26 protein-coding genes and 1 tRNA gene are annotated in these 22924 nt (G+C 40.9%); 17 read left to right on the top strand and 10 right to left on the bottom strand.

Annotation, left to right across the window (positions count from 1 at the left end):
• The 6 genes from SB660_RS11170 to tsaD all read left to right on the top strand — a co-directional run bounded on the left by SB660_RS11170 (position 1) and on the right by tsaD (position 3958).
• Positions 1-71: transfer RNA gene (locus SB660_RS11170), tRNA-Asp, on the top strand.
• Between the two features lie 274 nt (positions 72-345).
• Positions 346-1323, top strand: a complete 978-nt coding sequence (gene thiL, locus SB660_RS11175) for a thiamine-phosphate kinase (protein ID WP_410582563.1) — start codon at positions 346-348, stop codon at positions 1321-1323.
• Positions 1324-1345: 22 nt separating this feature from the next.
• Positions 1346-1813: a tRNA (adenosine(37)-N6)-threonylcarbamoyltransferase complex ATPase subunit type 1 TsaE gene (tsaE, locus tag SB660_RS11180; protein ID WP_410582809.1), complete on the top strand. Its 468-nt coding sequence runs from the start codon at positions 1346-1348 to the stop codon at positions 1811-1813.
• Positions 1794-2483 carry a tRNA (adenosine(37)-N6)-threonylcarbamoyltransferase complex dimerization subunit type 1 TsaB gene (gene tsaB, locus SB660_RS11185; RefSeq protein WP_169057220.1) on the top strand — a complete coding sequence of 230 codons (690 nt, stop codon included), beginning with the start codon at positions 1794-1796 and terminating at the stop codon, positions 2481-2483. Before tsaE ends, tsaB begins: the two co-directional genes overlap by 20 nt.
• Before the next feature lie 25 nt (positions 2484-2508).
• Complete coding sequence (gene rimI, locus SB660_RS11190) at positions 2509-2937, top strand: ribosomal protein S18-alanine N-acetyltransferase (protein WP_003214231.1); 429 nt, start codon at positions 2509-2511, stop codon at positions 2935-2937.
• The gene (gene tsaD, locus SB660_RS11195; RefSeq protein WP_306011773.1) at positions 2930-3958 is read left to right on the top strand and encodes a tRNA (adenosine(37)-N6)-threonylcarbamoyltransferase complex transferase subunit TsaD; all 1029 of its coding nucleotides are present in this window, start codon (positions 2930-2932) and stop codon (positions 3956-3958) included. The genes rimI and tsaD overlap by 8 nt, the downstream gene beginning before the upstream one ends.
• Positions 3959-4229: 271 nt before the next feature.
• Here the strand turns inward: tsaD and abc-f are convergent, their stop codons facing one another.
• Positions 4230-6152, bottom strand: coding sequence for a ribosomal protection-like ABC-F family protein (gene abc-f, locus SB660_RS11200; RefSeq protein ID WP_169057222.1), 1923 nt, complete (start codon positions 6150-6152; stop codon positions 4230-4232).
• A 139-nt stretch (positions 6153-6291) separates the two neighbouring features.
• Between abc-f and moaC the strand changes: the two genes are divergently transcribed.
• Genes moaC through tatC form a run of 4 tightly spaced genes read left to right on the top strand, consistent with a single transcriptional unit; the run spans position 6292 to position 8430 of the window.
• Positions 6292-6783, top strand: a complete 492-nt coding sequence (gene moaC, locus SB660_RS11205) for a cyclic pyranopterin monophosphate synthase MoaC (RefSeq protein ID WP_180309483.1) — start codon at positions 6292-6294, stop codon at positions 6781-6783.
• 15 nt (positions 6784-6798) lie between these two features.
• Positions 6799-7452, top strand: coding sequence for a redox-sensing transcriptional repressor Rex (locus tag SB660_RS11210; protein WP_012009076.1), 654 nt, complete (start codon positions 6799-6801; stop codon positions 7450-7452).
• Positions 7453-7479: 27 nt separating this feature from the next.
• Positions 7480-7659 (top strand): twin-arginine translocase TatA/TatE family subunit, encoded by a 180-nt coding sequence (locus tag SB660_RS11215; protein ID WP_058015564.1) that lies wholly within the window; start codon positions 7480-7482, stop codon positions 7657-7659.
• A 6-nt stretch (positions 7660-7665) separates the two neighbouring features.
• Positions 7666-8430, top strand: a complete 765-nt coding sequence (gene tatC / locus SB660_RS11220; RefSeq protein WP_410582567.1) for a twin-arginine translocase subunit TatC — start codon at positions 7666-7668, stop codon at positions 8428-8430.
• A gap of 42 nt (positions 8431-8472) precedes the next feature.
• Here the strand turns inward: tatC and SB660_RS11225 are convergent, their stop codons facing one another.
• The 3 genes from SB660_RS11225 to SB660_RS11235 are packed head-to-tail and all read right to left on the bottom strand — an operon-like array spanning position 8473 to position 10078.
• Complete coding sequence (locus tag SB660_RS11225) at positions 8473-9096, bottom strand: NUDIX hydrolase (RefSeq protein WP_410582569.1); 624 nt, start codon at positions 9094-9096, stop codon at positions 8473-8475.
• A gap of 56 nt (positions 9097-9152) precedes the next feature.
• Entirely contained in the window at positions 9153-9347 is a 195-nt protein-coding gene (locus tag SB660_RS11230; protein WP_058015561.1) for a YdiK family protein, read from the bottom strand.
• Positions 9344-10078: a CPBP family intramembrane glutamic endopeptidase gene (locus tag SB660_RS11235; protein ID WP_410582571.1), complete on the bottom strand. Its 735-nt coding sequence runs from the start codon at positions 10076-10078 to the stop codon at positions 9344-9346. Before SB660_RS11235 ends, SB660_RS11230 begins: the two co-directional genes overlap by 4 nt.
• Positions 10079-10308: 230 nt before the next feature.
• Here SB660_RS11235 and groES point away from each other — a divergent pair, with 230 nt between their 5' ends.
• Together groES and groL are read left to right on the top strand one after the other, a co-directional pair.
• Entirely contained in the window at positions 10309-10593 is a 285-nt protein-coding gene (gene groES, locus SB660_RS11240; RefSeq protein WP_003214120.1) for a co-chaperone GroES, read from the top strand.
• 55 nt (positions 10594-10648) lie between these two features.
• On the top strand, positions 10649-12283 hold the full coding sequence (gene groL / locus SB660_RS11245; protein ID WP_034320371.1) for a chaperonin GroEL: 1635 nt from the start codon (positions 10649-10651) through the stop codon (positions 12281-12283).
• A 473-nt stretch (positions 12284-12756) separates the two neighbouring features.
• On the opposite strand, the gene SB660_RS11250 is transcribed toward groL, so the two are convergent.
• The gene (locus SB660_RS11250) at positions 12757-13269 is read right to left on the bottom strand and encodes a DUF3231 family protein (protein ID WP_180310827.1); all 513 of its coding nucleotides are present in this window, start codon (positions 13267-13269) and stop codon (positions 12757-12759) included.
• A 706-nt stretch (positions 13270-13975) separates the two neighbouring features.
• Here SB660_RS11250 and SB660_RS11255 point away from each other — a divergent pair.
• Positions 13976-14392 (top strand): hypothetical protein, encoded by a 417-nt coding sequence (locus SB660_RS11255; protein WP_410582574.1) that lies wholly within the window; start codon positions 13976-13978, stop codon positions 14390-14392.
• 45 nt (positions 14393-14437) lie between these two features.
• Here SB660_RS11255 and SB660_RS11260 read toward each other — a convergent pair whose 3' ends face one another.
• Together SB660_RS11260 and SB660_RS11265 are read right to left on the bottom strand one after the other, a co-directional pair.
• Positions 14438-14905: a hypothetical protein gene (locus tag SB660_RS11260; RefSeq protein ID WP_180309479.1), complete on the bottom strand. Its 468-nt coding sequence runs from the start codon at positions 14903-14905 to the stop codon at positions 14438-14440.
• 320 nt (positions 14906-15225) lie between these two features.
• Positions 15226-15900 (bottom strand): hypothetical protein, encoded by a 675-nt coding sequence (locus SB660_RS11265; protein ID WP_169057230.1) that lies wholly within the window; start codon positions 15898-15900, stop codon positions 15226-15228.
• 210 nt (positions 15901-16110) lie between these two features.
• On the opposite strand from SB660_RS11265, the gene SB660_RS11270 reads away from it, so the two are divergent.
• The 3 genes from SB660_RS11270 to SB660_RS11280 all read left to right on the top strand — a co-directional run bounded on the left by SB660_RS11270 (position 16111) and on the right by SB660_RS11280 (position 17839).
• Positions 16111-16479 carry an RlpA-like double-psi beta-barrel domain-containing protein gene (locus SB660_RS11270; RefSeq protein ID WP_003213878.1) on the top strand — a complete coding sequence of 123 codons (369 nt, stop codon included), beginning with the start codon at positions 16111-16113 and terminating at the stop codon, positions 16477-16479.
• A 73-nt stretch (positions 16480-16552) separates the two neighbouring features.
• Positions 16553-17602: a WD40 repeat domain-containing protein gene (locus SB660_RS11275; protein ID WP_410582577.1), complete on the top strand. Its 1050-nt coding sequence runs from the start codon at positions 16553-16555 to the stop codon at positions 17600-17602.
• Between the two features lie 114 nt (positions 17603-17716).
• Entirely contained in the window at positions 17717-17839 is a 123-nt protein-coding gene (locus SB660_RS11280; protein WP_257474570.1) for a hypothetical protein, read from the top strand.
• Here the strand turns inward: SB660_RS11280 and SB660_RS11285 are convergent.
• The 3 genes from SB660_RS11285 to gabP all read right to left on the bottom strand — a co-directional run bounded on the left by SB660_RS11285 (position 17819) and on the right by gabP (position 21498).
• Positions 17819-18193: a carboxymuconolactone decarboxylase family protein gene (locus tag SB660_RS11285; protein WP_058015553.1), complete on the bottom strand. Its 375-nt coding sequence runs from the start codon at positions 18191-18193 to the stop codon at positions 17819-17821. The genes SB660_RS11280 and SB660_RS11285 overlap by 21 nt on opposite strands.
• A 288-nt stretch (positions 18194-18481) precedes the next feature.
• Positions 18482-20011: a multicopper oxidase family protein gene (locus tag SB660_RS11290; protein WP_061406972.1), complete on the bottom strand. Its 1530-nt coding sequence runs from the start codon at positions 20009-20011 to the stop codon at positions 18482-18484.
• 98 nt (positions 20012-20109) lie between these two features.
• Positions 20110-21498 carry a GABA permease gene (gene gabP, locus SB660_RS11295; RefSeq protein ID WP_180309476.1) on the bottom strand — a complete coding sequence of 463 codons (1389 nt, stop codon included), beginning with the start codon at positions 21496-21498 and terminating at the stop codon, positions 20110-20112.
• Positions 21499-21980: 482 nt separating this feature from the next.
• Between gabP and SB660_RS11300 the strand changes: the two genes are divergently transcribed.
• Positions 21981-22880: a cation diffusion facilitator family transporter gene (locus SB660_RS11300; RefSeq protein ID WP_044141457.1), complete on the top strand. Its 900-nt coding sequence runs from the start codon at positions 21981-21983 to the stop codon at positions 22878-22880.
• Positions 22881-22924: the final 44 nt, after the last annotated feature.

Consider the following 22924-nt stretch of genomic DNA (forward strand, 5'->3'; position numbering starts at 1 on the left):
GTAGTTCAGTTGGTTAGAATGCCTGCCTGTCACGCAGGAGGTCGCGGGTTCGAGTCCCGTCCGGACCGCCATTTTTATGACTTGTAAACGAAAACGTATAGTTTCGTTTTTTTTTATGTCTTTTTCTTTTCATACGTATCCAAGATACATTGAATGGGTTTGTGTTTGGCTACACGTTATGTAAAAAAAGATAGATCACTTCAACCCAGCCTGGTTTTTTCATACCAGGCTTTCTTTATATCATTTTTAATTGAAACTGAAACTCATATTGGCTTACACTAATACTAATTATGTCTGACATCGTGTCTATTCAATCAATTGATTGCATGAAGGGGCTGTCTTTTTATGGATGAATTTGATCTTATTCGCCGAATTACACCAAAAGAAACACATCAGCGTTCTTTAATTATGGGCATCGGAGATGATGCAAGTGTTTATCAACCTCATTCACATTGTGAAGAGGTCGTTTGTGTTGATACAATGGTGGAGCATGTCCATTTTCGCTTTGATTTTTCCACACCTTTTGAGATTGGCTTTAAAGCACTAGCGGTCAATGTCAGTGATATCGCCGCAATGGGAGGAACCCCAAAGTATTATCTTGTATCAATTGCGATTCGGCCTCATGGTGATGAGACGGTCGTTTCAGCTCTTTACGAGGGAATGAAAGCACTCGCTGATACTTATCAAATGGATTTGATTGGTGGAGATACGGTGGCCACTCGCAGTGACTTTGTCATTACAGTAACGGTCATTGGCGAAGTACCAAAGGGAAAAGCTTGTTATCGTCACAGTGCTCAGACAGGAGACGTCGTCTTTGTCACAGGTGAGCTGGGTTCATCAGCTGCTGGCTTATCACTTTTAATGAACGAAGTAGCCCCTCCCAAGGCAGTCGACACAGCTTTTTTTCTTGAGCGTCATAAAAAGCCTCAGCCACACATTGCTGCTGGTCTCATTTGCTCAAGCTTCCCGCGGGTCGCCTTGAATGATGTGAGTGATGGATTAGCGAGTGAGCTGAATGAGATAGCCGAAGCGAGTCATGTGACGATAGAAATAGAAACAAACAAGCTCCCCATACATCCAGTTTTACCAGTGCTGCGTAAAGACTGGCTGGAATGGGTGTTATTTGGCGGGGAAGACTTTGTATTAACTGGTACGATTCCAGAGGCTGATTGGGAAAGCTTTGAAATGCAATGCAGAAAAGCACACATTTACATCACCCGTATTGGACAAGTCAAAGGTGGCCAAACAGCAAGTGTTCTATTAAAAGACAATGAACAGCAAACAATGTTAACGAAAAAAGGATATAATCATTTTAAGAAATGAGGTGACATCCACAGTGAAATTAATGTGGACGACAAAAGGTGCGGATGAGACGAAACGAATTGCCGCTGCATTGGCCAAACTTGTGATGCCAGGCGATGTTTTGACATTAGAAGGGGATTTAGGCGCAGGCAAAACGACTTTTTCAAAAGGTTTTGCAGAAGGCTTAGGGATTACCCGTATCGTCAACAGCCCTACCTTTACGATTATTAAAGAATATACCGAAGGCAGACTGCCACTTTATCATATGGATGTGTACCGCATGGAAGATGCGGAAGAAGATATCGGGCTCGAAGAATATTTTGAGGGCGAAGGTGTATGCTTGGTTGAGTGGGCACATCTCATTGGACCTCAATTGCCTTCCTCCTATTTGAAAATAGAAATACTAAGAACAGAACGTGAAGAAGAACGTCATCTCACGTTTAGTGCAAAAGGGGACCGCTATGAGGCTCTTTGTAAGGAGATGAAAGAATTTGACCATACTGGCAATTGATACGTCAAACCATACACTAGGAATTGCCCTTGTCAAAAATTCCACAGTGATTGGTGAGAGCATTACGTATTTAAAAAAGAACCATTCCGTCCGAGCAATGCCGACTGTTGAGGCATTGATGAAAGAATGTGGTGTAGCCCCAAGTGAGCTATGTAAAATTGTTGTAGCGAAAGGACCTGGTTCCTACACTGGTGTTCGAATCGGTGTGACCATTGCAAAAACACTCGCATGGACGCTGTCTATTCCGATATCGGCTGTTTCGAGTTTAGAAACACTTGCGGCAAATGGTCAATACTTTGATGGATGGATCTCACCACTATTTGATGCGAGAAGAGGACAAGTTTATACTGGACTATATACGTTTGAAGAAGGAAAGATCCAAGAGATCAAACAAGACCAAAATATCTTGCTCACGGATTGGCTTCATGAGCTGAAGCAGACAGGAAAGCCTGTCCTATTCCTTGGACAGGATGTGCATCTTCATGAAGAGAGCATTCGCTCCATTTTAGGAGAAACGGCTGTGATAGCAGAGGGAGCTTTTCATAACCCAAGACCTTCAATGCTTGCGTTTTTAGGGGCAGATCGTCCTGCTGAAGATGTCCATCAGCTTGTTCCTAACTATATTCGTATGGCAGAAGCGGAAGTGAAATGGCTTGAAGGACAAAAATAATCTCAACATAACCGAGATTCGAAAAATGACGGTAGCGGACATTCCAGAGGTGTATACGATTGAAGTGCATTCGTTTACTGCCCCTTGGAAAAAAGAATCATTTGTCTATGAGATTCTTCATAACCAGTACAGCCATTATTTCCTCATTGAAGAAGATGAGCAGCCTGTTGGGTATTGCGGGGTCTGGATCGTCATGGACGATGCACAAATTACGAATATTGCGATTCTCCCTGAGCATAGAGGAAAGGGTTACGGGGAAGCATTGCTGCGATATGTCATGGAATTTTGTAAAGAAAAAAAGACAGATCATCTTTCTTTAGAGGTGCGGGTTTCAAATACACCTGCACAATCCCTTTATGAAAAGCTTGGTTTCAGACCAGCTTCTATTCGAAAGAATTATTATACGGATAATGGAGAAGATGCATTGGTCATGTGGGTGAATATAAATGAATGAACAAACAGATCGATTCATATTAGGTATAGAGACAAGCTGTGATGAAACAGCTGCATCTATTGTGAAAAATGGAAAAGAAATAGTAGCGAATGTGGTCGCATCACAAATAGAAAGCCATAAACGGTTTGGCGGAGTTGTGCCAGAAATTGCTTCAAGGCATCACGTGGAGCAAGTCACCATCGTGTTAGAAGAAGTAATGGCACAGGCGAATATGAGCTTTCAGGATTTAGATGCCATTGCTGTCACAGAAGGACCAGGCTTAGTTGGTGCCCTTCTGATCGGTGTCAATGCAGCCAAGGCACTGAGCTTTGCCCATCAAATTCCTCTTGTTGGTGTCCATCATATTGCGGGGCATATTTATGCAAACCAACTTGTAGATGAATTGCAGTTTCCGTGCTTGGCTCTTGTTGTCTCTGGTGGACATACTGAGCTTGTGCTAATGAAAGAGCACGGCTCTTTTGAGGTGATCGGAGAAACATTAGATGATGCGGCAGGAGAAGCTTACGATAAAGTGGCCCGGACGATGGGTCTTCCGTATCCAGGCGGACCTCATATTGATCGGTTAGCACATGAAGGAGAGCCAACGATTAAGCTTCCTCGTGCATGGCTTGAAGAAGGTTCCTATCACTTTAGCTTTAGTGGATTAAAATCAGCTGTTATTAACACACTACACAATGCATCTCAAAAAGGAGAAACAATTGCTCCAGAGAATTTGGCAGCAAGCTTTCAAGCAAGTGTCATTGAGGTGCTTGTTGGGAAAACATTAAAAGCGGCTGAGGCCTATGGCGTCAAGCAGGTTGTCCTAGCTGGTGGAGTCGCTGCCAATAAAGGACTGAGAGAAGCCTTAACGACAGCACTCACAAAGCTTCCTGACGTGAAGGTCATCATTCCACCGTTATCTCTTTGCACAGACAATGCAGCCATGATCGCTGCTGCTGGAACCATTGCGTTTGAAAAAGGTATAAGAGGCGATATGGCGATGAATGGCCAGCCGGGCTTACCGCTTGTCTCATATGAATGAAAATTCCTGTGGATACACAGGTTTTTTTCATTTTTAATGAAAGCGATTTATTCACATGTAAACGTGATATATCCACAATTATTAGAAAATTTCGTTTTAAAATGAAGTGTATGTGCACAAATATGGTCTTTCATGTGGATATGTGATTAAATCTCTGTGGATAAAGTGGATAAGTCCAATTTTTAAAAGAATAATAAAGAAGTTATTGTGGATACTAATGTGGATAATAAATTTTCACTAAAAGAAAAAAGAGCACCCATTAGGGCACTCTTTAAGATTCGGATAGCTCTTCCCACTCTGCGAAAAGGGATTCCAGCTCTTGATGAAGCGTATCATTTTCTGTTTGAATGTTTTGGACCTTCTCGTGATCTTGAAAAATGGCAGGATCACATAGAAGCTCTTCATTTTCACCAAGCTTCGCTTCAATGTTAGCAATCCGCTCTTCAATTTCCTCGATTCTGCGCTGCTTTTGTCTTTCTTTCTTTTTCAGTTCTTTTTCTTCCGCATAAGAAAGCTTTGCCGTTTCAACGGGCTTTGCTGCTTGTTTTTTAAGCGCCTCATTTTCTTGAATCGCCTCAAGCTCTAATTGTTCATTTTTCTTTTCAAGGTAGTAGTCATAATCACCGAGATACTCTTTTGTTTCTGTTGGCGACAGCTCGAATACTTTCGTTGCCAGACGGTTGATAAAATAACGGTCATGCGAGACAAATAAGATGGTTCCTGGATAATCAATCAGTGCATTTTCTAGAATTTCTTTACTATCTAAGTCCAAATGGTTCGTAGGCTCATCAAGTATCAGGAAATTGGCTTTTTGGAGCATCAGCTTTGCCAGGGCAAGGCGCGCTTTTTCTCCGCCGCTTAATGCATGAACGGGCTTTAAGACGTCGTCACCGGAAAAGAGGAAGTTCCCTAAACATGTCCGAATTTCTTTTTCATTCATATGAGGATAGTCATCCCAAAGCTCATTAAGCACTTTTTTGGAGGATGTCAGTTTGGCTTGTTCTTGGTCATAGTAGCCGATTGTGACATGAGATCCAAAGGTGATGTCTCCTTTTACAGGCTTTAATGTGTTCGTTAACGTTTTTAAAAGGGTTGATTTCCCGATTCCATTAGGACCAATGAGTGCTACGCTATCCTCGCGTTTGATCTGAAAAGAAAGAGAGGACAGAAGCGGTGTTTTTTCATCATAACGAATGTCGAGATCATGTACTTTCAGCACATCATTGCCGCTTTGTCTCGTAATATCAAAATGAAAGTTTGCCGATTTTTCATCACCTAATGGCTTATCTATACGATCCATCCGTTCCAGCTGCTTGCGTCTGCTCTGAGCGCGCTTTGTGGTTGATGCTCTGGCTAGGTTGCGATCTACGAAATCTTGAAGTTTTGAGATTTCTTCTTGCTGCTTTTCGTAAAGCTTCATATCGCGCTCTAGCTGCTCAGCTTTCAGATCAAGATACTTACTATAGTTGCCTGCAAACTTTTTCATAGCAGTTCTTGAGACTTCATATACATGATTCACCACTTTGTCTAAGAAGTAGCGGTCATGGGATACGATCAGAATGGCGCCTGTATAATTTTGCAAATACTGCTCCAGCCATGATAAGGTATCAATATCTAAATGGTTTGTCGGCTCGTCCAGAATTAAGAGCTCCGGTTTCATTAATAAGAGCTTTCCAAGTGCTAGACGGGTTTTCTGGCCGCCGCTTAAGGATTGAACGGTTGTCTCATCTTCAAAGTGACTAAAGCCGAGTCCATGAAGAATGGAGCGGACGTCTGCTTCGTATTGATAGCCGCCTTGATCTTTAAATTCCTGCTGCAGCCTATCATAGGTTTTCATGAGGGAATCAAGCTCCGAACTTGTGGAGGAAGCCATTTTCTCCTCGATGGTTCTCATCTCTTGTTCCATCATTTTCAAATGATCAAAAACCGATAATAATTCGTCTTTTAACGTACGTGTAGACGTCACATCGGTATGCTGTGCTAAATAGCCAATCGATAGGTCTTTCGGTTTGATGATCTCACCTTGCTCGTAAGACAATTGACCGGCGATGATTTTCAAAAGGGTGGATTTGCCTGCGCCGTTACGACCTACAATGGCAATCCGATCCCTTGCTTTCACTTCCAATTTTATATTCGTTAAAACGGTATCAGCACCAAACGATTTGGACAGCTGATTCACTTGTAGAATCATCATGTAACTTCACCTCTGCTATAATATGTTAAGTGTAGCTTATCAGCAGTAAACCGGCAAATGATACATACAATCGCCATATTCAAATGAAAGACAGATAGGAAAAAATAGTGTATCATTTGAGTGAGGGAGCGTTGAAAAGATGAGTCAATTTAGCCACTTTAACGAACAGGGAAGAGCAAAGATGGTCGACATTAGTGACAAATCGTCTACCGTGAGAACCGCCATTGCTGTTTCAAGTGTTCGTATGATAAAAGAAGTGTTTCATAAAATAGAGCAACGTGAAATTGGAAAAGGCGATGTGCTGTCTGTTGCACAGGTTGCTGGCATCATGGCAGCAAAGCAAACATCTACCATCATTCCAATGTGTCATCCGCTTGCACTAAAAGGTGTGGATATCTCCTTTGATTGGGAGGAAGACGGAAATGCGCACATTCTGAACATACAAGTACAAGTGAAAACAAAAGGAAGTACGGGTGTGGAGATGGAAGCGCTCACTTCTGCTTCAGTATGTGCACTGACTGTTTACGACATGTGCAAAGCGATTGATAAAGGCATGATCATCGGTCCTACCTATTTAATTGAAAAGACAGGCGGGAAAAACGGTGATTTTCACAGAGCATCTGATATTTAAGTTGGAGGACCTTATATGAATATAGATCAGTCAAAAATTCCACAAGCGACAGCCAAACGTTTGCCGCTATATTACCGTTTTTTAAAAAATCTGCATGCATCAGGAAAACAAAGGGTGTCATCAGCAGAGCTTAGTGATGCAGTCAAAGTGGATTCTGCTACCATTCGCCGAGATTTTTCGTACTTTGGTGCACTTGGGAAGAAAGGGTATGGCTATAATGTCGATTACCTATTGACCTTCTTTAGAAAGACACTTGACCAAGATGAAATGACCAATGTCATGCTCATCGGTGTCGGGAATTTAGGGACTGCATTTTTACACTATAATTTCATCAAAAACAATAATACAAAAATTTCAATGGCTTTTGACGTCAATGAGAGTAAAATAGGAAGTGAGATAGGCGGAGTGCCTGTCTATGATTTGGATAAGCTTGAAGAGCATGTTCAAGAGGTAGGAGATATTCCTGTTGCCATTTTGACAGTACCTGCCGTAGCAGCTCAACCCATTACAGATCGTTTGATTGCCCTTGGCATCAAAGGGATCCTTAATTTTACGCCGGCCCGATTGAATGTGCCGGAACACATTCGAATTCATCATATAGATTTGGCGGTTGAACTTCAGTCTCTTGTGTATTTCTTAAAGCATTACTCTATTACACAGGAGGATTGACGAAAAGGGGTAAAGGGGGTGGAGCAAATGGGTCCGATTGGTCCTGGAAGTTTGGTTCTGATTGCGATTGTTGCGCTCATTATTTTTGGGCCGAAAAAGCTTCCTCAATTAGGAAGAGCAGCAGGAGATACATTACGTGAATTCAAAAATGCCACAAAGGGTTTAGCTGATGATCAGGAAGAAAGTAAGAAAAAAGAAGATCAGTAGAATAGGATGAGCTTCATGAATGTCAAAGATATGCCGCTTATGGAGCATATTGTGGAACTGCGAAAACGTTTAGTGATCATTGCGATGTTTTTTGTCGCCTTTATGGTGGCTGGTTTTTTTCTTGCTAAGCCGGTCATTGTGTATTTACAAAATACCGATGAAGCGGCCACACTGACACTAAATGCATTTAAGCTCACAGATCCGCTGTACGTGTTTATGCAGTTCGCATTTGTCATTGCTTTGATTTTGACGTGTCCCGTGATTTTGTATCAGCTTTGGGCGTTTGTGAGCCCCGGTTTATATGAAAAAGAAAGAAAGGTGACACTTGCTTATATTCCGATTGCACTGCTTTTATTTTTGAGCGGTGTGGCTTTCTCTTATTTTATTTTGTTTCCGTTTGTCGTTGATTTTATGATACGGATGTCGAATGATTTAAATGTAGAGCAAGTCATTGGGATTCATGAGTATTTTACATTTCTGATGCAGTTAACACTTCCATTTGGCTTTTTGTTTCAGATGCCAGTTGTGTTGATGTTTCTCACAAGACTTGGCATCATCACACCGATGTTTTTATCAAAAATACGGAAGTATGCCTATTTTGTCCTCCTTGTCATTGCCGCACTCATTACACCGCCAGAGATCGTTTCTCACCTCATGGTTACTTTGCCGATGCTCGTTTTATACGAAGTGAGTATCGTCATTTCGAGAGTGACCTATCGCAAAATGCAGCAAACAGAGACAGAGGAGAAAGAAAGTTATGATGTCACATAAAGAAGCATCGTGATCCAAAAAAGGGTCACGATGCTTTTTCTATTATGAAAGGAATTGATTGATCGCTTGAAATAGATGCTGATAATAGGAAGGCTTATGCGGTACAAAATCTTGTATACAGACTACTCTGCTTTCCTCACATCGTTCTCCGGTTTCATCAATTTCAAAGCCCTCCAGCTGCATGTTTTCACATTTTCTTGTGAAAAGCTGCTGTGCATCCATTAGCTTTGCTCTGTAAAGTCCAGCGACTTCTTCTTTTTGTAATTGAATGTTCATCTGCTCTTCTTGATGGACATAAAGATAGACATGGCAAAATTCACGATCAGTCAAATCGGATAGATGGATTTCATCCTGTATAACTCCTGCAAAGGTCAAATCCTCAAAAGGTATAGTAAGACCAATCTCTTCTTCTACCTCTCTCATACCGTCAGAAGGCTGTTCATTTGCAAGAAGGTGACCTGCTGCGGTGATATCAAAAAGAGAAGGGAAATCCTTTTTGGCGGGACTTCTTAGCTGAAAATAGAGATACATGGTGTCATGTTCCTTTTTGAGAAGCCAGAAATGAAAGGTTTCATGCCAAAGGCCTTGGGCGTGGATATCTGATCGTGCAGCGACTCCAATCGTTTCATGCTGCTCATTTAAGATGTTCAGTTTTTCTTGTTCCATGAAAACTGGTCCTCCATAAAAAAACCATTTTCCATGTTCGGAAAATGGTTTTTGATTTATTTTTGCTGCTGTTTTTTAAGTTTAACAGAGAAAGCAAACATTTTGAGCGAGATATTAATATTATAGGCCGCAAACACCATCAGCAAAATGCTGTAAAATGACCACATGTCACCTGGATTTTGAATGGCCATATAGGTGAAAGCCACACCTACGGCAAAATAAATGATGCCCCATACAACAGGGTTTCTCATGAGAAAAAGCCTCCAATAATCATTTGCATTGTTTGAGATTGTTCTTCAATCATTTTTCTTACTGGCTCAATCTGCACAAGAATAACGAGCGAGTTCATCAGCATATGAGCACCGATTGGAACAATGATTCGTTTTGTTTTCGCATATAAAAAGGCAAAGGTAAAGCCCATTGCGGTATAGAGCAAGATGTGGGGAAAATCATTGTGTACAGCAGCGAAAACCACTGAACTGACAAGTGCTCCAATGAAAAAATTCGTTTTTTCATAAACCACCCCAAAGATGATTTTTCGAAAAATAATTTCCTCTAATATCGGTCCAATCAGGGCGATGACGATCACAAGCCATGGAACTGCATCCATAATGGCTAAAATGTTTTGAGTATTTTCGGATTCTCGGCCAATGCCAAATGCATATTGTTCAATCGCCCCCGCAATTGATTGTGCTAAGAGGGAAAGAAAGAAACCGACAATGATCCAAACGATTGCCGCGCCGGTTGAAACCGGTGCTTCATTTCGAAGTGAAGCTCTTGGTACAGTCCGAAGGATGAGCAGAATAATGATTAATCCGACACAGAAGCTGATGATTGTCCATGTACCTGACAATTTAGAGAGCTCTGCTTGTGTCATCGGTGTCTGAATGTAACCTAACCACTTCATGATGAACACATAAGGAATCGCAGAAACCTGCACCAATATATACGTTAAGATGATATACCAATATTGTTTTTTCAAGTAACGAAAACCCCTTTACTAAAAGAACTAGATTTATTGTAACACAAGTCTTCTTTTTCGATGAAAAGGAAAGAATCTGAGTTGAAAAAAGATCATGAAAGCGTAAAAATTTTTAAAGGTTTTTACTTGAAATTACAGAAGACATTCTTTATTATAATAAATGTGTTAGCACTCACTGGTGATGAGTGCTAAAAAAAGACTACATATAAAAATTGAGGAGGTTGTTTCTTATGTTAAAGCCATTAGGCGATCGCGTAATCATTGAACTCGTTGAATCTGAGGAAAAAACCGCTAGCGGTATTGTGTTACCGGATTCTGCAAAAGAAAAACCGCAAGAAGGTAAAATTGTTGCAGCAGGTTCAGGCCGTGTACTTGAAAGTGGTGAGCGCGTTGCGTTAGAAGTAAACACAGGCGACCGCATTATCTTCTCAAAATATGCAGGCACTGAAGTGAAATATGAAGGCAAAGAATATTTAATCCTTCGTGAGAGCGACATTTTAGCTGTTATTGGTTAATCACATAAAAAACATTGAGATACATTTTTAAAAAGACTGAGGAGGTTTCGTTATTATGGCAAAAGATATTAAGTTCAGTGAAGAAGCACGTCGCGCGATGTTACGTGGTGTAGATGCACTTGCAGATGCTGTAAAAGTAACTTTAGGACCTAAAGGACGTAACGTGGTTCTTGAGAAAAAATTCGGTTCTCCACTTATCACAAATGATGGTGTAACGATTGCAAAAGAAATCGAATTAGAAGATGCATTTGAAAACATGGGTGCAAAACTTGTGGCTGAAGTTGCAAGCAAAACAAACGACGTAGCTGGTGACGGTACAACGACTGCAACAGTTCTAGCTCAAGCGATGATCCGTGAAGGTCTTAAAAACGTAACAGCTGGTGCAAACCCTGTTGGCGTTCGTAAAGGGATCGAAGAAGCAGTGAAAGTAGCACTTGAAGGCTTGCACGAGATTTCTAAACCAATCGAAGGTAAAGAATCAATTGCTCAAGTTGCGTCTATTTCTGCAGCAGATGAAGAAGTGGGAAGCCTAATCGCTGAAGCAATGGAGCGTGTAGGTAACGACGGCGTGATTACAATCGAAGAATCTAAAGGGTTCACAACTGAGCTTGAAGTGGTTGAAGGAATGCAGTTTGACCGCGGATATGCTTCACCATACATGGTGACGGATTCTGATAAGATGGAAGCAGTTCTTGAAAATCCTTACATCTTAATCACGGATAAAAAGATCACAAACATTCAAGAAATCCTTCCTGTACTTGAGCAAGTTGTACAACAAGGAAAACCATTGTTGATCATTGCTGAAGATGTAGAAGGCGAAGCACTTGCAACACTTGTTGTGAACAAACTTCGTGGAACATTCAACGCAGTGGCAGTAAAAGCACCTGGATTCGGTGATCGTCGTAAAGCAATGCTTGAAGACATCTCTGTTCTAACTGGCGGAGAGTTAATCACAGAAGACCTAGGACTTGACCTAAAATCAACTGAAATCGGTCAGCTTGGCCGCGCGTCTAAAGTCGTTGTGACTAAAGAAAACACAACGATCGTAGAAGGCTCAGGAGATTCTGCTCAAATCGCAGCACGCGTCAACCAAATCCGTGCGCAAGTTGAAGAAACAACTTCTGAATTCGATAAAGAAAAATTACAAGAACGTCTTGCAAAACTAGCTGGTGGCGTCGCTGTCATCAAAGTTGGTGCTGCAACTGAAACAGAACTAAAAGAGCGTAAACTACGTATCGAGGATGCCTTGAACTCAACTCGTGCAGCAGTTGAAGAAGGTATCGTATCCGGTGGTGGTACAGCACTTGTGAATGTATACAAAAAAGTCGCTTCAATCGAAGCAGATGGTGACGTTCAAACAGGTGTAAACATCGTTCTACGTTCTCTTGAAGAGCCAATCCGTCAAATCGCTCACAACGCAGGTCTTGAAGGATCAGTCATCGTTGAGCGCTTGAAAAACGAAGAAATTGGCGTAGGCTTCAACGCAGCAACAAACGAATGGGTAAACATGATCGAAAAAGGAATCGTTGACCCAACAAAAGTAACTCGCTCTGCACTTCAAAACGCAGCTTCTGTTGCAGCAATGCTTCTAACAACTGAAGCAGTCGTTGCTGACAAACCAGAAGAAGGCGGCTCAGGCGGCGGAATGCCGGATATGGGCGGCATGGGCGGCATGGGCGGCATGATGTAATAAGGGTTTCAAAACCTTGTTATATCAACGCCTGAAATGATAATATGCTTTTCTTGTCCAAGGATTTACCTCGTTTTTAATAAACAAGGCAACCTGTGACAAATAAGCTAACTATAGGAGAAGGTCTTTCATCAGTTTGCTAACTGTTGGGAGGCCTTTTCTTCCATATTACCAGTCTTTTCAGTCTAGATATTCATCGTTGTAGTCCACCACGTGCTACAATTGCAAGGACGAAGCTGCTATTAATGTTTAATACAGTAAAGTGAGCTTTTAAATCTGAGAAGATATTTTAGGGAGATTAAAGGAATGATCTTCTAGGGCTAGATGATATAGGGACAGAGACAATCGATGGAAATAGTAAAATTTTGAGGCTATAGAGAGAAGGAGAGTTTTCATTTTGTAGAAAGTTCAAGGCTTAGCAAGAAAAGAGTAAACCCTAAAGGTCTACTCTTTAATGTTTATTCATCATATGATTAGCAATCTTCTGCTTTGCTATGATGAAGAGGTGGTGGAATTAACCATCCTTTTTCTTTATTAAGTCTAAGGGCTTTTGCTCCAAATGCTGCCTTTTGAGTATGAAACTGTCCAAACATCATAGCAATGTCTTCTCGAATGGATTGCCCCATAATTGTGCTACACGATACTAATCCTGACGCAATGTTCGCCGAAAGACCAGCGGCTATTTCTGGATCTTGAAAACGTGCTCCTACTGGAATATCGTCTATACAAGCTTTAGGTCGTTCAGGAGGTGTTGGAGGTAAGCCAATTCCATTTTCTTTTAATAAAGTTTCAATTTCTTTGATTTCTTGTTGCGCACCTTGAATAGCTTCTTCAATTAATTTTTGTAAGTCTTCGTCACCTGCATGGTTTAAGTGGGTTTGATAACCAGCAACTAAACCTTTAGCTACCATCAAGTAAGACCATGTACCAAACACTTCACCATAGTGCATAGGTTCATCCGTTGGATTTCCACTTAAAATTCCCATTGTCATCCTCCCTAATTGTAAAATATTCATTAAGCGACCTCCCTTTCTTGACGATTGGTCACCTTTTTATAGTTCCTAAATTAAACCATGATATTCATCATTTTAAATGTTGGTTGTCAAAAGTATAAATTCTAATTTCAACCTATGTGGACTTCTTACGAATAGTGGCTAATAAAACTGGAGATGATGTTATGAAAGAGGAAGGGAACTGTAGATTTAGCAAATTAATTATAAGGATTTATTTAAGCAGTTTTTTCAAAAACCAAGATTAGGTCGATATTTAAGCCTTGGAGAACGCGAAGACTTTCTATCAAAAGCTTGGGCTTGTTCAGTCAGGGGTACTCGCCTTCATTATGGGGAAGGAGAGCAAATGAAAGGCATTGTAGGCTCTAAGATCATCATTGATAAAGTTTAGGCTGCCTTTAAGCTAAGCCAAAATCGCCACGAAAAGGATTAGCTCACATCATTGAAAAGATGAAGCAGAGGGTGGAGTGGAAATGGCTGAGGCGATGAAAGAAAGGTTATAGGAAGTATGAGAAAAGCACTCTTATGATCAAGAATGCTTTTTTGTTTTGAGAGAAATGAGATACCTTGGCTTAGAATGTCACATTTTCTTTAAAATTACATAAAAAAATCCACTATTTCCATAAAAAATCAGATCGATTCCTTATAATAAAAGTATCTGAGAAATGGGGAGTGAGTCGAGATGGACCAAAACTTGCTGCAAATGAATCAAGTGAGATCAGAGGATGAATTAGCGATTGTGAATATATCTTCTACAGAAATTGGGGCGCTGTCAAAGGAAGCGGCTGAGCGGATTTTACAATTGAAGGATACGGATAATATTCATCAACTGATGTATGTTCCGATTGAAAAGAAAGCAGATTTGCATTGGCTGATTCAACGTGTTGGACAGGCATTAGAAGTTGAGGATAACGATATCGTTGCGCTTGAATTGGCTGATTTGCTCTATTTCTTTGTCATTCCATTTTATAAGGAGTATATTTTGAGGGAACGTCATTTGTATGAGTGTATAGATGATTTGTTGGTACGATTAGCATCATGGGCTCACTCAGATATTCACACACTGGTCGATGCGATGAGAGACGATTTGTTTGTATAAACTTGAAAAAAGCTTGTAGAGCGATCCTCTACAAGCTTTTCTAAATTACTGTGCTCTTTCCCAAGTGATCTTTGTTTCATTTGTTTTTTTCGTTCCTTTTGCCAGCACTTTACCGTTTTCTTGTTTCACGGTGATGTTTAGGTCGTAAAAGGAATAGAGGGCGCCAAGGCTGTCATTTTCGGGTTTGTGCAGGTTGTTTTCTTTTTCAGTTGATGCCCCAATGGCCAGCGTCTTGGCAAAGTTTAAACCGATGACTTCAGCGTAATCACTATTGGTATCAGAAGAAGCTGTTACATGTAAAGAAATGACTTTTTTCTGTTGATCAACAGTGATATCAGTGTCTTTTATAAGTTTAGACTGCTCCATCACTTCTTTCGTTTCTTTTTGAATGCGTTCATTAATCGTTGGAAGTGCCTTCGTTTCTGTTTTTTGTTCGTTTGCCGTATTTGAGCAAGCTGCTAGCATGAAGAGACTTGCAACTAGGCTCATGAAAACAAGTAGACTTTTTTTCACGTTCGTTCTCCTTTTTTCTTCGAAGTATGTATGTTTATGTTACCACGAATCCTTGATTTGATTAAAAGAGAAGTGTTGATATGCTGTGAACAATAAAAAACACCCAAAAAGGGCGCTTCAGCGTGTAGACAAACCTTCGCATTCGTTGTCAGGTCTGCGCTCCGGTGCTCACGAATGTCAAATTCGCTCCGCTCCGATGCTCGTCCTTCCTAGACTTCAAAGGTTTTCTATCACGCTGAAAAGAAAACAAAGGGCTAAAATAAAGTTCATTTTAGCCCTTTGTCAACAATCTGAAGCACCCAAAAAAGGGCGCTTTTTTCTTATTGTGCTGAAAGGCTTGTACTTAATGGAACAGAAGAAATGACGGTGAATTTAGGAGCCGCAGCACCAGACTCTAAATTTTTACGTAAAAGCGATGATTTGATGGATCCATCCCATTTTTTATAGACGCTTCCTGAAGTATTTGCACGAAGCTGTACATTTGAGAAGCTTGCTTGTGAGTAGCTGTTTGTTCCATTATCTTGTACACCGTGTACCATCTTGACGACATCGAGGTTTTTCAGACGGCTAGGGTTGTAAACAGGCTGTTTATAGCGCAATGTCCCATTGACGTATAGTGACACTGTGCCATCACCATTATTGATGAGCTTTAAGTTGACGCGTGCGCCATCCTTAATGCTCTTATCGTATTCGCTGTTCCAGTATTTGCTGCCGCCTTGTGAGCCGCTGCCCAGAAAGACCTTGTAGCCAGAAGACGTTTTTGAAATACCGCTCTCTACAACGGCAGAACCGAGGCCGAGATACCAGTCCGCATAGCCATTTTTAATGGTAGCTGTTTTCGGTAGTACAATATCAGCTGAGATACCCGACCATTTGGCCTCATCCGTTTGTGTCACAATCGCGCCGTGACGTGGGCTAGCTGCAGATGCTGGGATAGTTGATAGCATCAAAACAAAGGTCAAACTTACACTCAAAACGATAAACCACTTTTTCATGAAAACTCCTCCTTATAATGGGTTCATTTTTATTATATAAAATCAAAAGGGGGGATCTACTTACAATTTTATGGATGGTTTTGGTAGTAATTATGAAAAAAACCGGTCATAAAGTGGTCAACTTGTATTCGAATTGTAACGTGTCTGTAAAATAAAAGGGTGCATCTTCATGTATAATGAGTTCAGAAACCAAATACGGAGGATTTTTTAATGAATAAAAAGCTTATCGCGACAATCGTAACAGTAGCTAGTTTATTTTTGGCGTTTAGTTTCTCACATGGAGCAAGTGCAAAAAAAGTAAGCGGCAATATTACTTGGTATAATGGTGTCGGTAAAAAAGGCGCAGATGGAAAAAAACTCGGTCATTGGGATGCAGCAACTAAAATGGGATTTGACGTACCGAAAAAAGGTACAAAATTAAGAGTGACAACTAAAGCGAAACCACATAAAGTGATTACAGTATATAAATATGATGTAGGTAGAATGCCAAACGCTGTATTAGACGTTAGTCCAAAAGCATTCAAAGCACTTGGGTATAAAACAAGTAAAGGTGTCGTAAAAGGACATTACACTTATTAATACATAGGCATGCAAAGAAGCGGGAAAAGTTCATTTTCTGGCTTCTTTTCTTGTAGAGAGGGTCTGAAAGGCAATGAAAAAATCAACATGGTGGATCATCACGGTCATCGGAGTCGCAGTGATTGCGGCCGTCATTTTCTTTATGATGAAGCCGGATCAAGAGACGAAGCATGCGGGAAAAGTGAAAACAAATCAGGATGCAAAAGACGAATTACTCGTTTCATTTACAGATCAACAGTTAAACAATACGTATTATCTGCATGACCGGGCGCTTCATACGGAGAAACTGACAGCATATCCTTCGATTGCTTATGATTCTACGAAACAGCTTTTATATTACACGTATACGGATGAAGACACGCAAAAAGTGAGTATTCGAGAACTGAATGTAAAAACGGATGAAGAAAAAACGTTATTTACGAGTGATGATTCCATCGACAGTATGAGGCTGTCTGGAGACGGGAAACAGTTATATCTTAGATATAATAAGGATTCTGGGGAACAATTTTATGTCGCTATGTTTGATGTCAACACACACAAAGTGGATGTATTGTATCCAGAAAAAAGCAAGGATGACACGGTAAGTTCTTTTGCATATGATCCGGCGTCAAATCTTCTGGCAATCCAGCATTATTCGTTAAAAGAAGATTACAAGAAAACCGACGAAGCGAATGAAAAGGGAAGAGATCCTGAACCAACGACCATGAAAATCACCCTTCAAACAGGCGCGAAGGGGAAGCGAATTGCACGCATCTCGCAAACGATTAATGATATTTCATTTTCACCAGATCATAAGACATTGATTTATACAGAAGTGAAGGTGCGAAATGAAAAAGAAGTATCCTCTATTAAAATGCTAGATGTAGAAACAGGAAAACAGGCAACACTTGTTAAGAACAGTAAGGATGTGCATATTTTAAGTGCCGCACAGCCGCAATTTTCTACGGATGGGTCTTCTGTTTATTTCTTAGGTGTTGCTAAAAACGCAAAGGAATTAAAGGATGACACCGGACGAAAAGCAAAGGTAAGAACGATTTTTGAATACGATATCAAGAAAAAAACAGTGGAAGCCGCATGGGAGAAGGATGGCGGGATTGTTAACAATTTCACTGTCAATCGATAAAAGGTACGTTCAGTTATTTTTATATAACTGGACGTTTTTTTATTTTGACGTTTGACATGTTGCAGAAATTGAGGAATTTATGTAAGGAAAATCAGTTTTTAAGGTGGGAAATGTGTGGTATTTTCGTATTTTGCTTATGTGACAGAGGAAAAGAAAGAGAGTAATATGAATGGACATAAAAAACGAGAGGACAGATGGCTTCTCGTTTTCACTGATTTATTTGGTGTTATTGTCTAATAAGTTTTGAAAGATAAACAGGGCATTAATGGAGTGAGGGAATCCAGCAACTTTTGTACAGTGCTTAATAATCTCCATGATCTCTATGACAGAAAGTCCGATATGTAATGCTTGTTCAAAATGAGTCTTTAATTCTTCATCACAATCGCCTTTTGTAATGAGGGCAGATAATGTGCTGATGGCCTTTTGTTTTTCATCTAATATGAAGTGGTTGAATTCTTTTTGTTCACCGAGTTCAATTGTTAGCTGTTCAATATTTGACCGAATGCTCTCGTTTTTCTGAATTGAAAGCTTCTCTATGTTACCTGCCGCTGTTTCTTGTGTGATCTGGCAAGTCTCTTTTTCTTCATTCAAATTGAACTCCTCCGTTTTTTATCGCAATTTTCCATTTGTTCGTTCATTGTGGCAAATGTGCCTTTTGATAGATGCAATGGGTATATAGTAGTATTATCGGTTTGCTGCGTCAACTTTTTAAGTGTTGAATGTACAAATAAATGCCATTTTAAGTCATGCTTTGTTTTATTTTAGAATGCTTCAATGAAAAGGAAGGAAAGGGCTAATATATCGCTGTCTGTTAGCCCTTCGTAATGATTTACTTAATACATGTTTTTACGTATGTGACGGAGGATCGGTTTCATGTTACTAAATAATATCCATCGGCCGCATCATGTCATAATCTTCGTGCTCTAATATATGACAATGCCACACATACCTGCCGCTGTATGGAACAAAGCGAGCGATGATTCGAATGACTTCACCGGCATGCGCTTGAATGGTATCCTTGTATCCTTGTTCATGTAAAGGAGGGGCTTCGTTCGGTCCTGTATACACAATGTCCCCTGTCGATTGATAGACCTCTGTATCAAATGGTCTTCTGTCTATCACCCTAAATTGAACAAGGTGTAAATGAATGGGATGTGTACCCCTTGTTGGATTGACGATGGACCAAACCTCTACACTGCCCAGCCGAGGATTTTCCGTGACGGGGTCATTCCAAAAATGGTTATCCAGCAATAAAATGGGGCGTCCGTATTTATCCTGTGTACCCGTAAGAGTGAGCGTGCGCTCTTTATCAGCTCGACTAGGCCGGAGCGGTGGAAGCGGTTTGAAAATAGGCCTTAATGTTTTAGGCGCTCTTCCTTTTAGCGGACGTGTGACTTTAAATTGCATGATGTTGGCATCTGTTTCAGGATTTACTTCCTGTCCGCAGCCGGCTTTATTTTTAAGGATAATCGTTTTGTTTTCGTAAGCTGAAAAATCGATGATGACATCAAATCGCTCAGCAGGAGCAATGCTAAAGGATTGATGGTGAACAGGTCTTGGCAAAAAGCCGCCATCAGATCCAATTTGCAAAATCGTCGCATCGTTGTCTAGATGCAGCTCGTAAGTTCTTGTATTGGATGCATTTAAAATACGAAAACGGTATTTTCGTGGTTCTACTTCTAAATATGGCCATACTTTTCCATTGACCAAAATGGTTTCTCCGCAAAAGAAGGGCACGATGGACGGATCTGGTAGGTCACTGTCTTCTGGCGTGTTGTTTGGTCTGCTTGGATAAAACAGAGAGCCATCCTCCTGAAACGTACGGTCCATAATCATTAAAGGAATGTCATAGTCATCTTTCGGCAGCTCTAAGGACTTTTCAAATGCATCTGAGATCAAATAAAACCCAGCTAAACCGGCGTACACATTTAGTCGTGTCAATGCCATCGCATGATCGTGATACCACAATGTGCAGGCTTGCTGATGATTTGGGTATTCGTACACTTCTCGTTCAAAGAAGGGGCCGGTTGCTTCAAAGTCTCGTGAAAACCAAGCCTCTGGATAGCCGTCACTGCTTGCTGGTGTGACACCTCCATGTAAATGAACGACGGTTTTGACTTCTGGTTCATCATGATGGCCTTCGTGAATGGTGTGATCGACCGGTAGAAAATGCTTAAGTGGCAATTTGTTCATCCATTTCACTTTGACTTTTTCATTTCGATTCGCATGAATGGTTGGACCAGGCAAACTGCCATTATAGGTCCATAGTTTGGTTGGGGGCAGGTCTCTATGAACTTTTAGAAATACCTCCTCCATAGCAATTTCATAATACGTTTGTCTTGGGTTCTTTTTGATGGGCTCCGCAACTTCTGGAATTGGCAGCTCATCAACAAATTTTTCTAGGTTCATGTTGTCTAATCCTCACTTAAAATCCAATTTGATACAGTATAAGTGCGGACATCAAAATAGGTGAATAAAATAAAAAAACCCGCTTTTCAGCGGGAACATTACGGATGTTTATTTTCAAGCGCTGCATTTGCAGGCACTTTTTTATTCGGTTTAAAGATGAAATAAGCAGCAAGCACACCGAAGGTAATGATACTCGTCAAAATGAGCTGTGGTCTCATTGATTCGATAAACAGCATTGATGCCAAGATGGCGCAAATGACCAAAATGGTAAAGTACGTGAGATATGGGAACAGCCACATTTTGATTTTGAGCTGTTCTGGATTTTCTTTTTCGATTTTACGGCGCATTCTTAATTGTGAAACAGCAATGACCAAGTAGACAAGTAGGGCAATCGCGCCGGATGCATTGACTAAGAACAAAAAGATGGTTTCAGGATAAAAGTAGTTCATCATGACGGCAATGTAGGAAAAGAAGGTGCCAGCAACTGTAGCCGCTACAGGAACACCACGTTTGCTGATTTTCATAAAGCGTTTCGGTGCTTCGCCTCTTTCTGCCAATGAATAAAGCATTCTGGACGTTGTGTACAATCCGGAGTTTAAGCAAGATAGAACGGCTGTTAAAACAATGACGTTCATGACTTGAGCGGCTGATGGAACCCCGATGTATTCTAATACCGCCACGAACGGGCTTGTTAAAATACTTGCTGAATTCCATGGAAGCAGGGTGACAACGACAGCGATTGATCCGACGTAGAATATGATAATACGCCATACAACAGAGCGGGTAGCTGTTGTCACAGACTTGACCGGGTCTGCTGATTCTCCGGCCGCTATTGCCACAATCTCGGTTCCCATGAAGGAAAAGATGACAACGACAATTCCGAGTAAAACAGAGCTGAATCCATTTGGAAGGAAACCGCCGTTCCCCGTTAAATGAGCAAGACCTACAGTATGATGACCACCAAAACCAAAGATAAATGCAAAACCGATGAGTAGAAAGAGAATAATGCTGACGACTTTTATTAATGAGAACCAATATTCAAATTCGCCAAAAGATTTAACAGAAAAGATATTTGTTAATGTTAAGAGGATCGTGAGGATAAGACTTGTGAGCCAAACAGGTGCATCTCCATACCAATACTGAATAATGGCAGCACCAGCAATGGCTTCGATGGCGATGACAATCACCCAGAAGAACCAATAAAGCCAGCCGATTGTAAAACCGGCCCATGGACCGATGGCGTCGCTCGCATATTGTGAGAAGGAACCGCTTGTTGGATAGGCGCATGCCATTTCTCCAAGCATTCTCATAATAAAGATCACGAGAAGTCCGGCAAAAGAATAGGAAAGAATGGATCCAGGCCCTGCAGAATGAATGACAGCGCCGCTACCAACAAATAGCCCTGCGCCAATAACCCCAGCAATGGAGATCATTGAAATATGTCTTGTTTTAAGATTTTTTTGAAGACCGTTTGTCATGTTGGACATGTCTTTACCTCCAAACATTTCTCCTTATAGAGAATTTGTTTTTAGAATATTTTAAATTTTATCACACTGAATTGTCATTCAGCATTGGACAGGTTATCAAACTGACATTTCAAACCTCTTAACATGATGTTAAAAAGTATAAAGGATTTGAGAGATTATGTTCCCTCTTTTTCCTCTGTTCATTCTTAAAAATAGCATAAGATCGGATGAAGAGAAGTTGTGTCTTAAAATAAAATTTTTCTGACAATTTACTAGTAAGAGTGATATTGCCCATATGATCCTCGCAGAGTGAATTGGAAAAAGGTTGATGGGAGTAGGTCTTGAGGTCAATTGACCTTATAAAAATAAGTTTACTTAGGTCAACACATTTCTATGTAGCCTATTTTGCTGACACAAGCGAATCATGTTGCTGTAGACCCACACGGGCTTTGCTTTGTAAGATAAATAATAGAAAAGTGATGTGTGAGGAGGCGCGGTTCGACATGGAGCGCTATAACGAATTAAGACAAGGTGAAACAGGTGCTTGGGTCAGCATCATTGCCTACGTGATCTTATCTGCGGTGAAACTTCTGATTGGGTATACGTTTCATTCAGAAGCCCTTTCGGCAGATGGATTGAATAATACGACGGATATTATTGCATCCCTTGCAGTGTTGATTGGACTTCGTATTTCTCAAAAACCGCCTGATGAAGATCATCCATATGGTCATTTTAGAGCAGAGAATATTGCGTCTCTTGTGGCGTCCTTTATTATGATGCTTGTTGGACTTCAGGTTCTGCTGAGTGCAGGCCAGTCGCTCTTCTCGTCTGAGCATCAAACGCCTGATATGATCGCAGCTTGGACGGCAGCAGGAAGTGCTGTGGTGATGTATGGTGTGTATATTTACAACCGCAATCTGTCCAAACGGATCAATAGCCAGGCTCTTCATGCAGCAGCAGCTGATAATAAATCAGATGCGTATGTGAGTATCGGAACATTTGTAGGGATTATCGCCTCTCAATTTCAACTGGCATGGATTGATACGCTTGCAGCGTTTGTGATTGGCCTCATTATTTGTAAAACGGCGTGGGAGATTTTCAGAGATGCCTCTCATTCGTTAACGGACGGTTTTCATATAAAAGACATGTCCAAATATAAAGAGACCATTGAAGCAACACCTGGGGTGGGCGATTTGAAAGATATTAAGGCACGGTATCTCGGAAGCACGGTTCATGTGGATGTAGTAGTGGAGGTCGAGCCGCACTTGAACATTGCAGAAAGCCATGATATTGCAGATGAGATCGAACGTAGAATGAAGAAGGAACATGATATTCTTCATTCTCATGTTCATATGGAGCCAGCAGGTGAGCCAAAAGAAGAGAAGAAGTCTTTTCCATCGTGAGAAGGCTTCTTTTTTTCTACGTGTTGATGTTATATGCAATTGCG

The organism is Bacillus sp. SIMBA_005 (genome assembly GCF_046535585.1).
Taxonomy (GTDB): domain Bacteria; phylum Bacillota; class Bacilli; order Bacillales; family Bacillaceae; genus Bacillus; species Bacillus pumilus.

What these genes read in the sequence shown, in the direction of transcription:
- SB660_RS11290 (WP_061406972.1), bottom strand. Translation starts at nt 20,011, where the DNA reads ATGAACCTAGAAAAATTTGTTGATGAGCTGCCAATTCCAGAAGTTGCG.
- gabP (WP_180309476.1), bottom strand. Translation starts at nt 21,498, where the DNA reads ATGTCCAACATGACAAACGGTCTTCAAAAAAATCTTAAAACAAGACAT.
- SB660_RS11250 (WP_180310827.1), bottom strand. Translation starts at nt 13,269, where the DNA reads ATGGGAATTTTAAGTGGAAATCCAACGGATGAACCTATGCACTATGGT.
- SB660_RS11270 (WP_003213878.1), top strand. Translation starts at nt 16,111, where the DNA reads ATGAATAAAAAGCTTATCGCGACAATCGTAACAGTAGCTAGTTTATTT.
- SB660_RS11275 (WP_410582577.1), top strand. Translation starts at nt 16,553, where the DNA reads ATGAAAAAATCAACATGGTGGATCATCACGGTCATCGGAGTCGCAGTG.
- moaC (WP_180309483.1), top strand. Translation starts at nt 6,292, where the DNA reads ATGAGTCAATTTAGCCACTTTAACGAACAGGGAAGAGCAAAGATGGTC.
- groES (WP_003214120.1), top strand. Translation starts at nt 10,309, where the DNA reads ATGTTAAAGCCATTAGGCGATCGCGTAATCATTGAACTCGTTGAATCT.
- SB660_RS11265 (WP_169057230.1), bottom strand. Translation starts at nt 15,900, where the DNA reads ATGAAAAAGTGGTTTATCGTTTTGAGTGTAAGTTTGACCTTTGTTTTG.
- thiL (WP_410582563.1), top strand. Translation starts at nt 346, where the DNA reads ATGGATGAATTTGATCTTATTCGCCGAATTACACCAAAAGAAACACAT.
- groL (WP_034320371.1), top strand. Translation starts at nt 10,649, where the DNA reads ATGGCAAAAGATATTAAGTTCAGTGAAGAAGCACGTCGCGCGATGTTA.
- SB660_RS11300 (WP_044141457.1), top strand. Translation starts at nt 21,981, where the DNA reads ATGGAGCGCTATAACGAATTAAGACAAGGTGAAACAGGTGCTTGGGTC.
- SB660_RS11225 (WP_410582569.1), bottom strand. Translation starts at nt 9,096, where the DNA reads ATGGAACAAGAAAAACTGAACATCTTAAATGAGCAGCATGAAACGATT.
- rimI (WP_003214231.1), top strand. Translation starts at nt 2,509, where the DNA reads ATGACGGTAGCGGACATTCCAGAGGTGTATACGATTGAAGTGCATTCG.
- abc-f (WP_169057222.1), bottom strand. Translation starts at nt 6,152, where the DNA reads ATGATGATTCTACAAGTGAATCAGCTGTCCAAATCGTTTGGTGCTGAT.
- tsaD (WP_306011773.1), top strand. Translation starts at nt 2,930, where the DNA reads ATGAATGAACAAACAGATCGATTCATATTAGGTATAGAGACAAGCTGT.
- SB660_RS11210 (WP_012009076.1), top strand. Translation starts at nt 6,799, where the DNA reads ATGAATATAGATCAGTCAAAAATTCCACAAGCGACAGCCAAACGTTTG.
- SB660_RS11255 (WP_410582574.1), top strand. Translation starts at nt 13,976, where the DNA reads ATGGACCAAAACTTGCTGCAAATGAATCAAGTGAGATCAGAGGATGAA.
- SB660_RS11230 (WP_058015561.1), bottom strand. Translation starts at nt 9,347, where the DNA reads ATGAGAAACCCTGTTGTATGGGGCATCATTTATTTTGCCGTAGGTGTG.
- tsaE (WP_410582809.1), top strand. Translation starts at nt 1,346, where the DNA reads ATGTGGACGACAAAAGGTGCGGATGAGACGAAACGAATTGCCGCTGCA.
- tatC (WP_410582567.1), top strand. Translation starts at nt 7,666, where the DNA reads ATGAGCTTCATGAATGTCAAAGATATGCCGCTTATGGAGCATATTGTG.
- SB660_RS11215 (WP_058015564.1), top strand. Translation starts at nt 7,480, where the DNA reads ATGGGTCCGATTGGTCCTGGAAGTTTGGTTCTGATTGCGATTGTTGCG.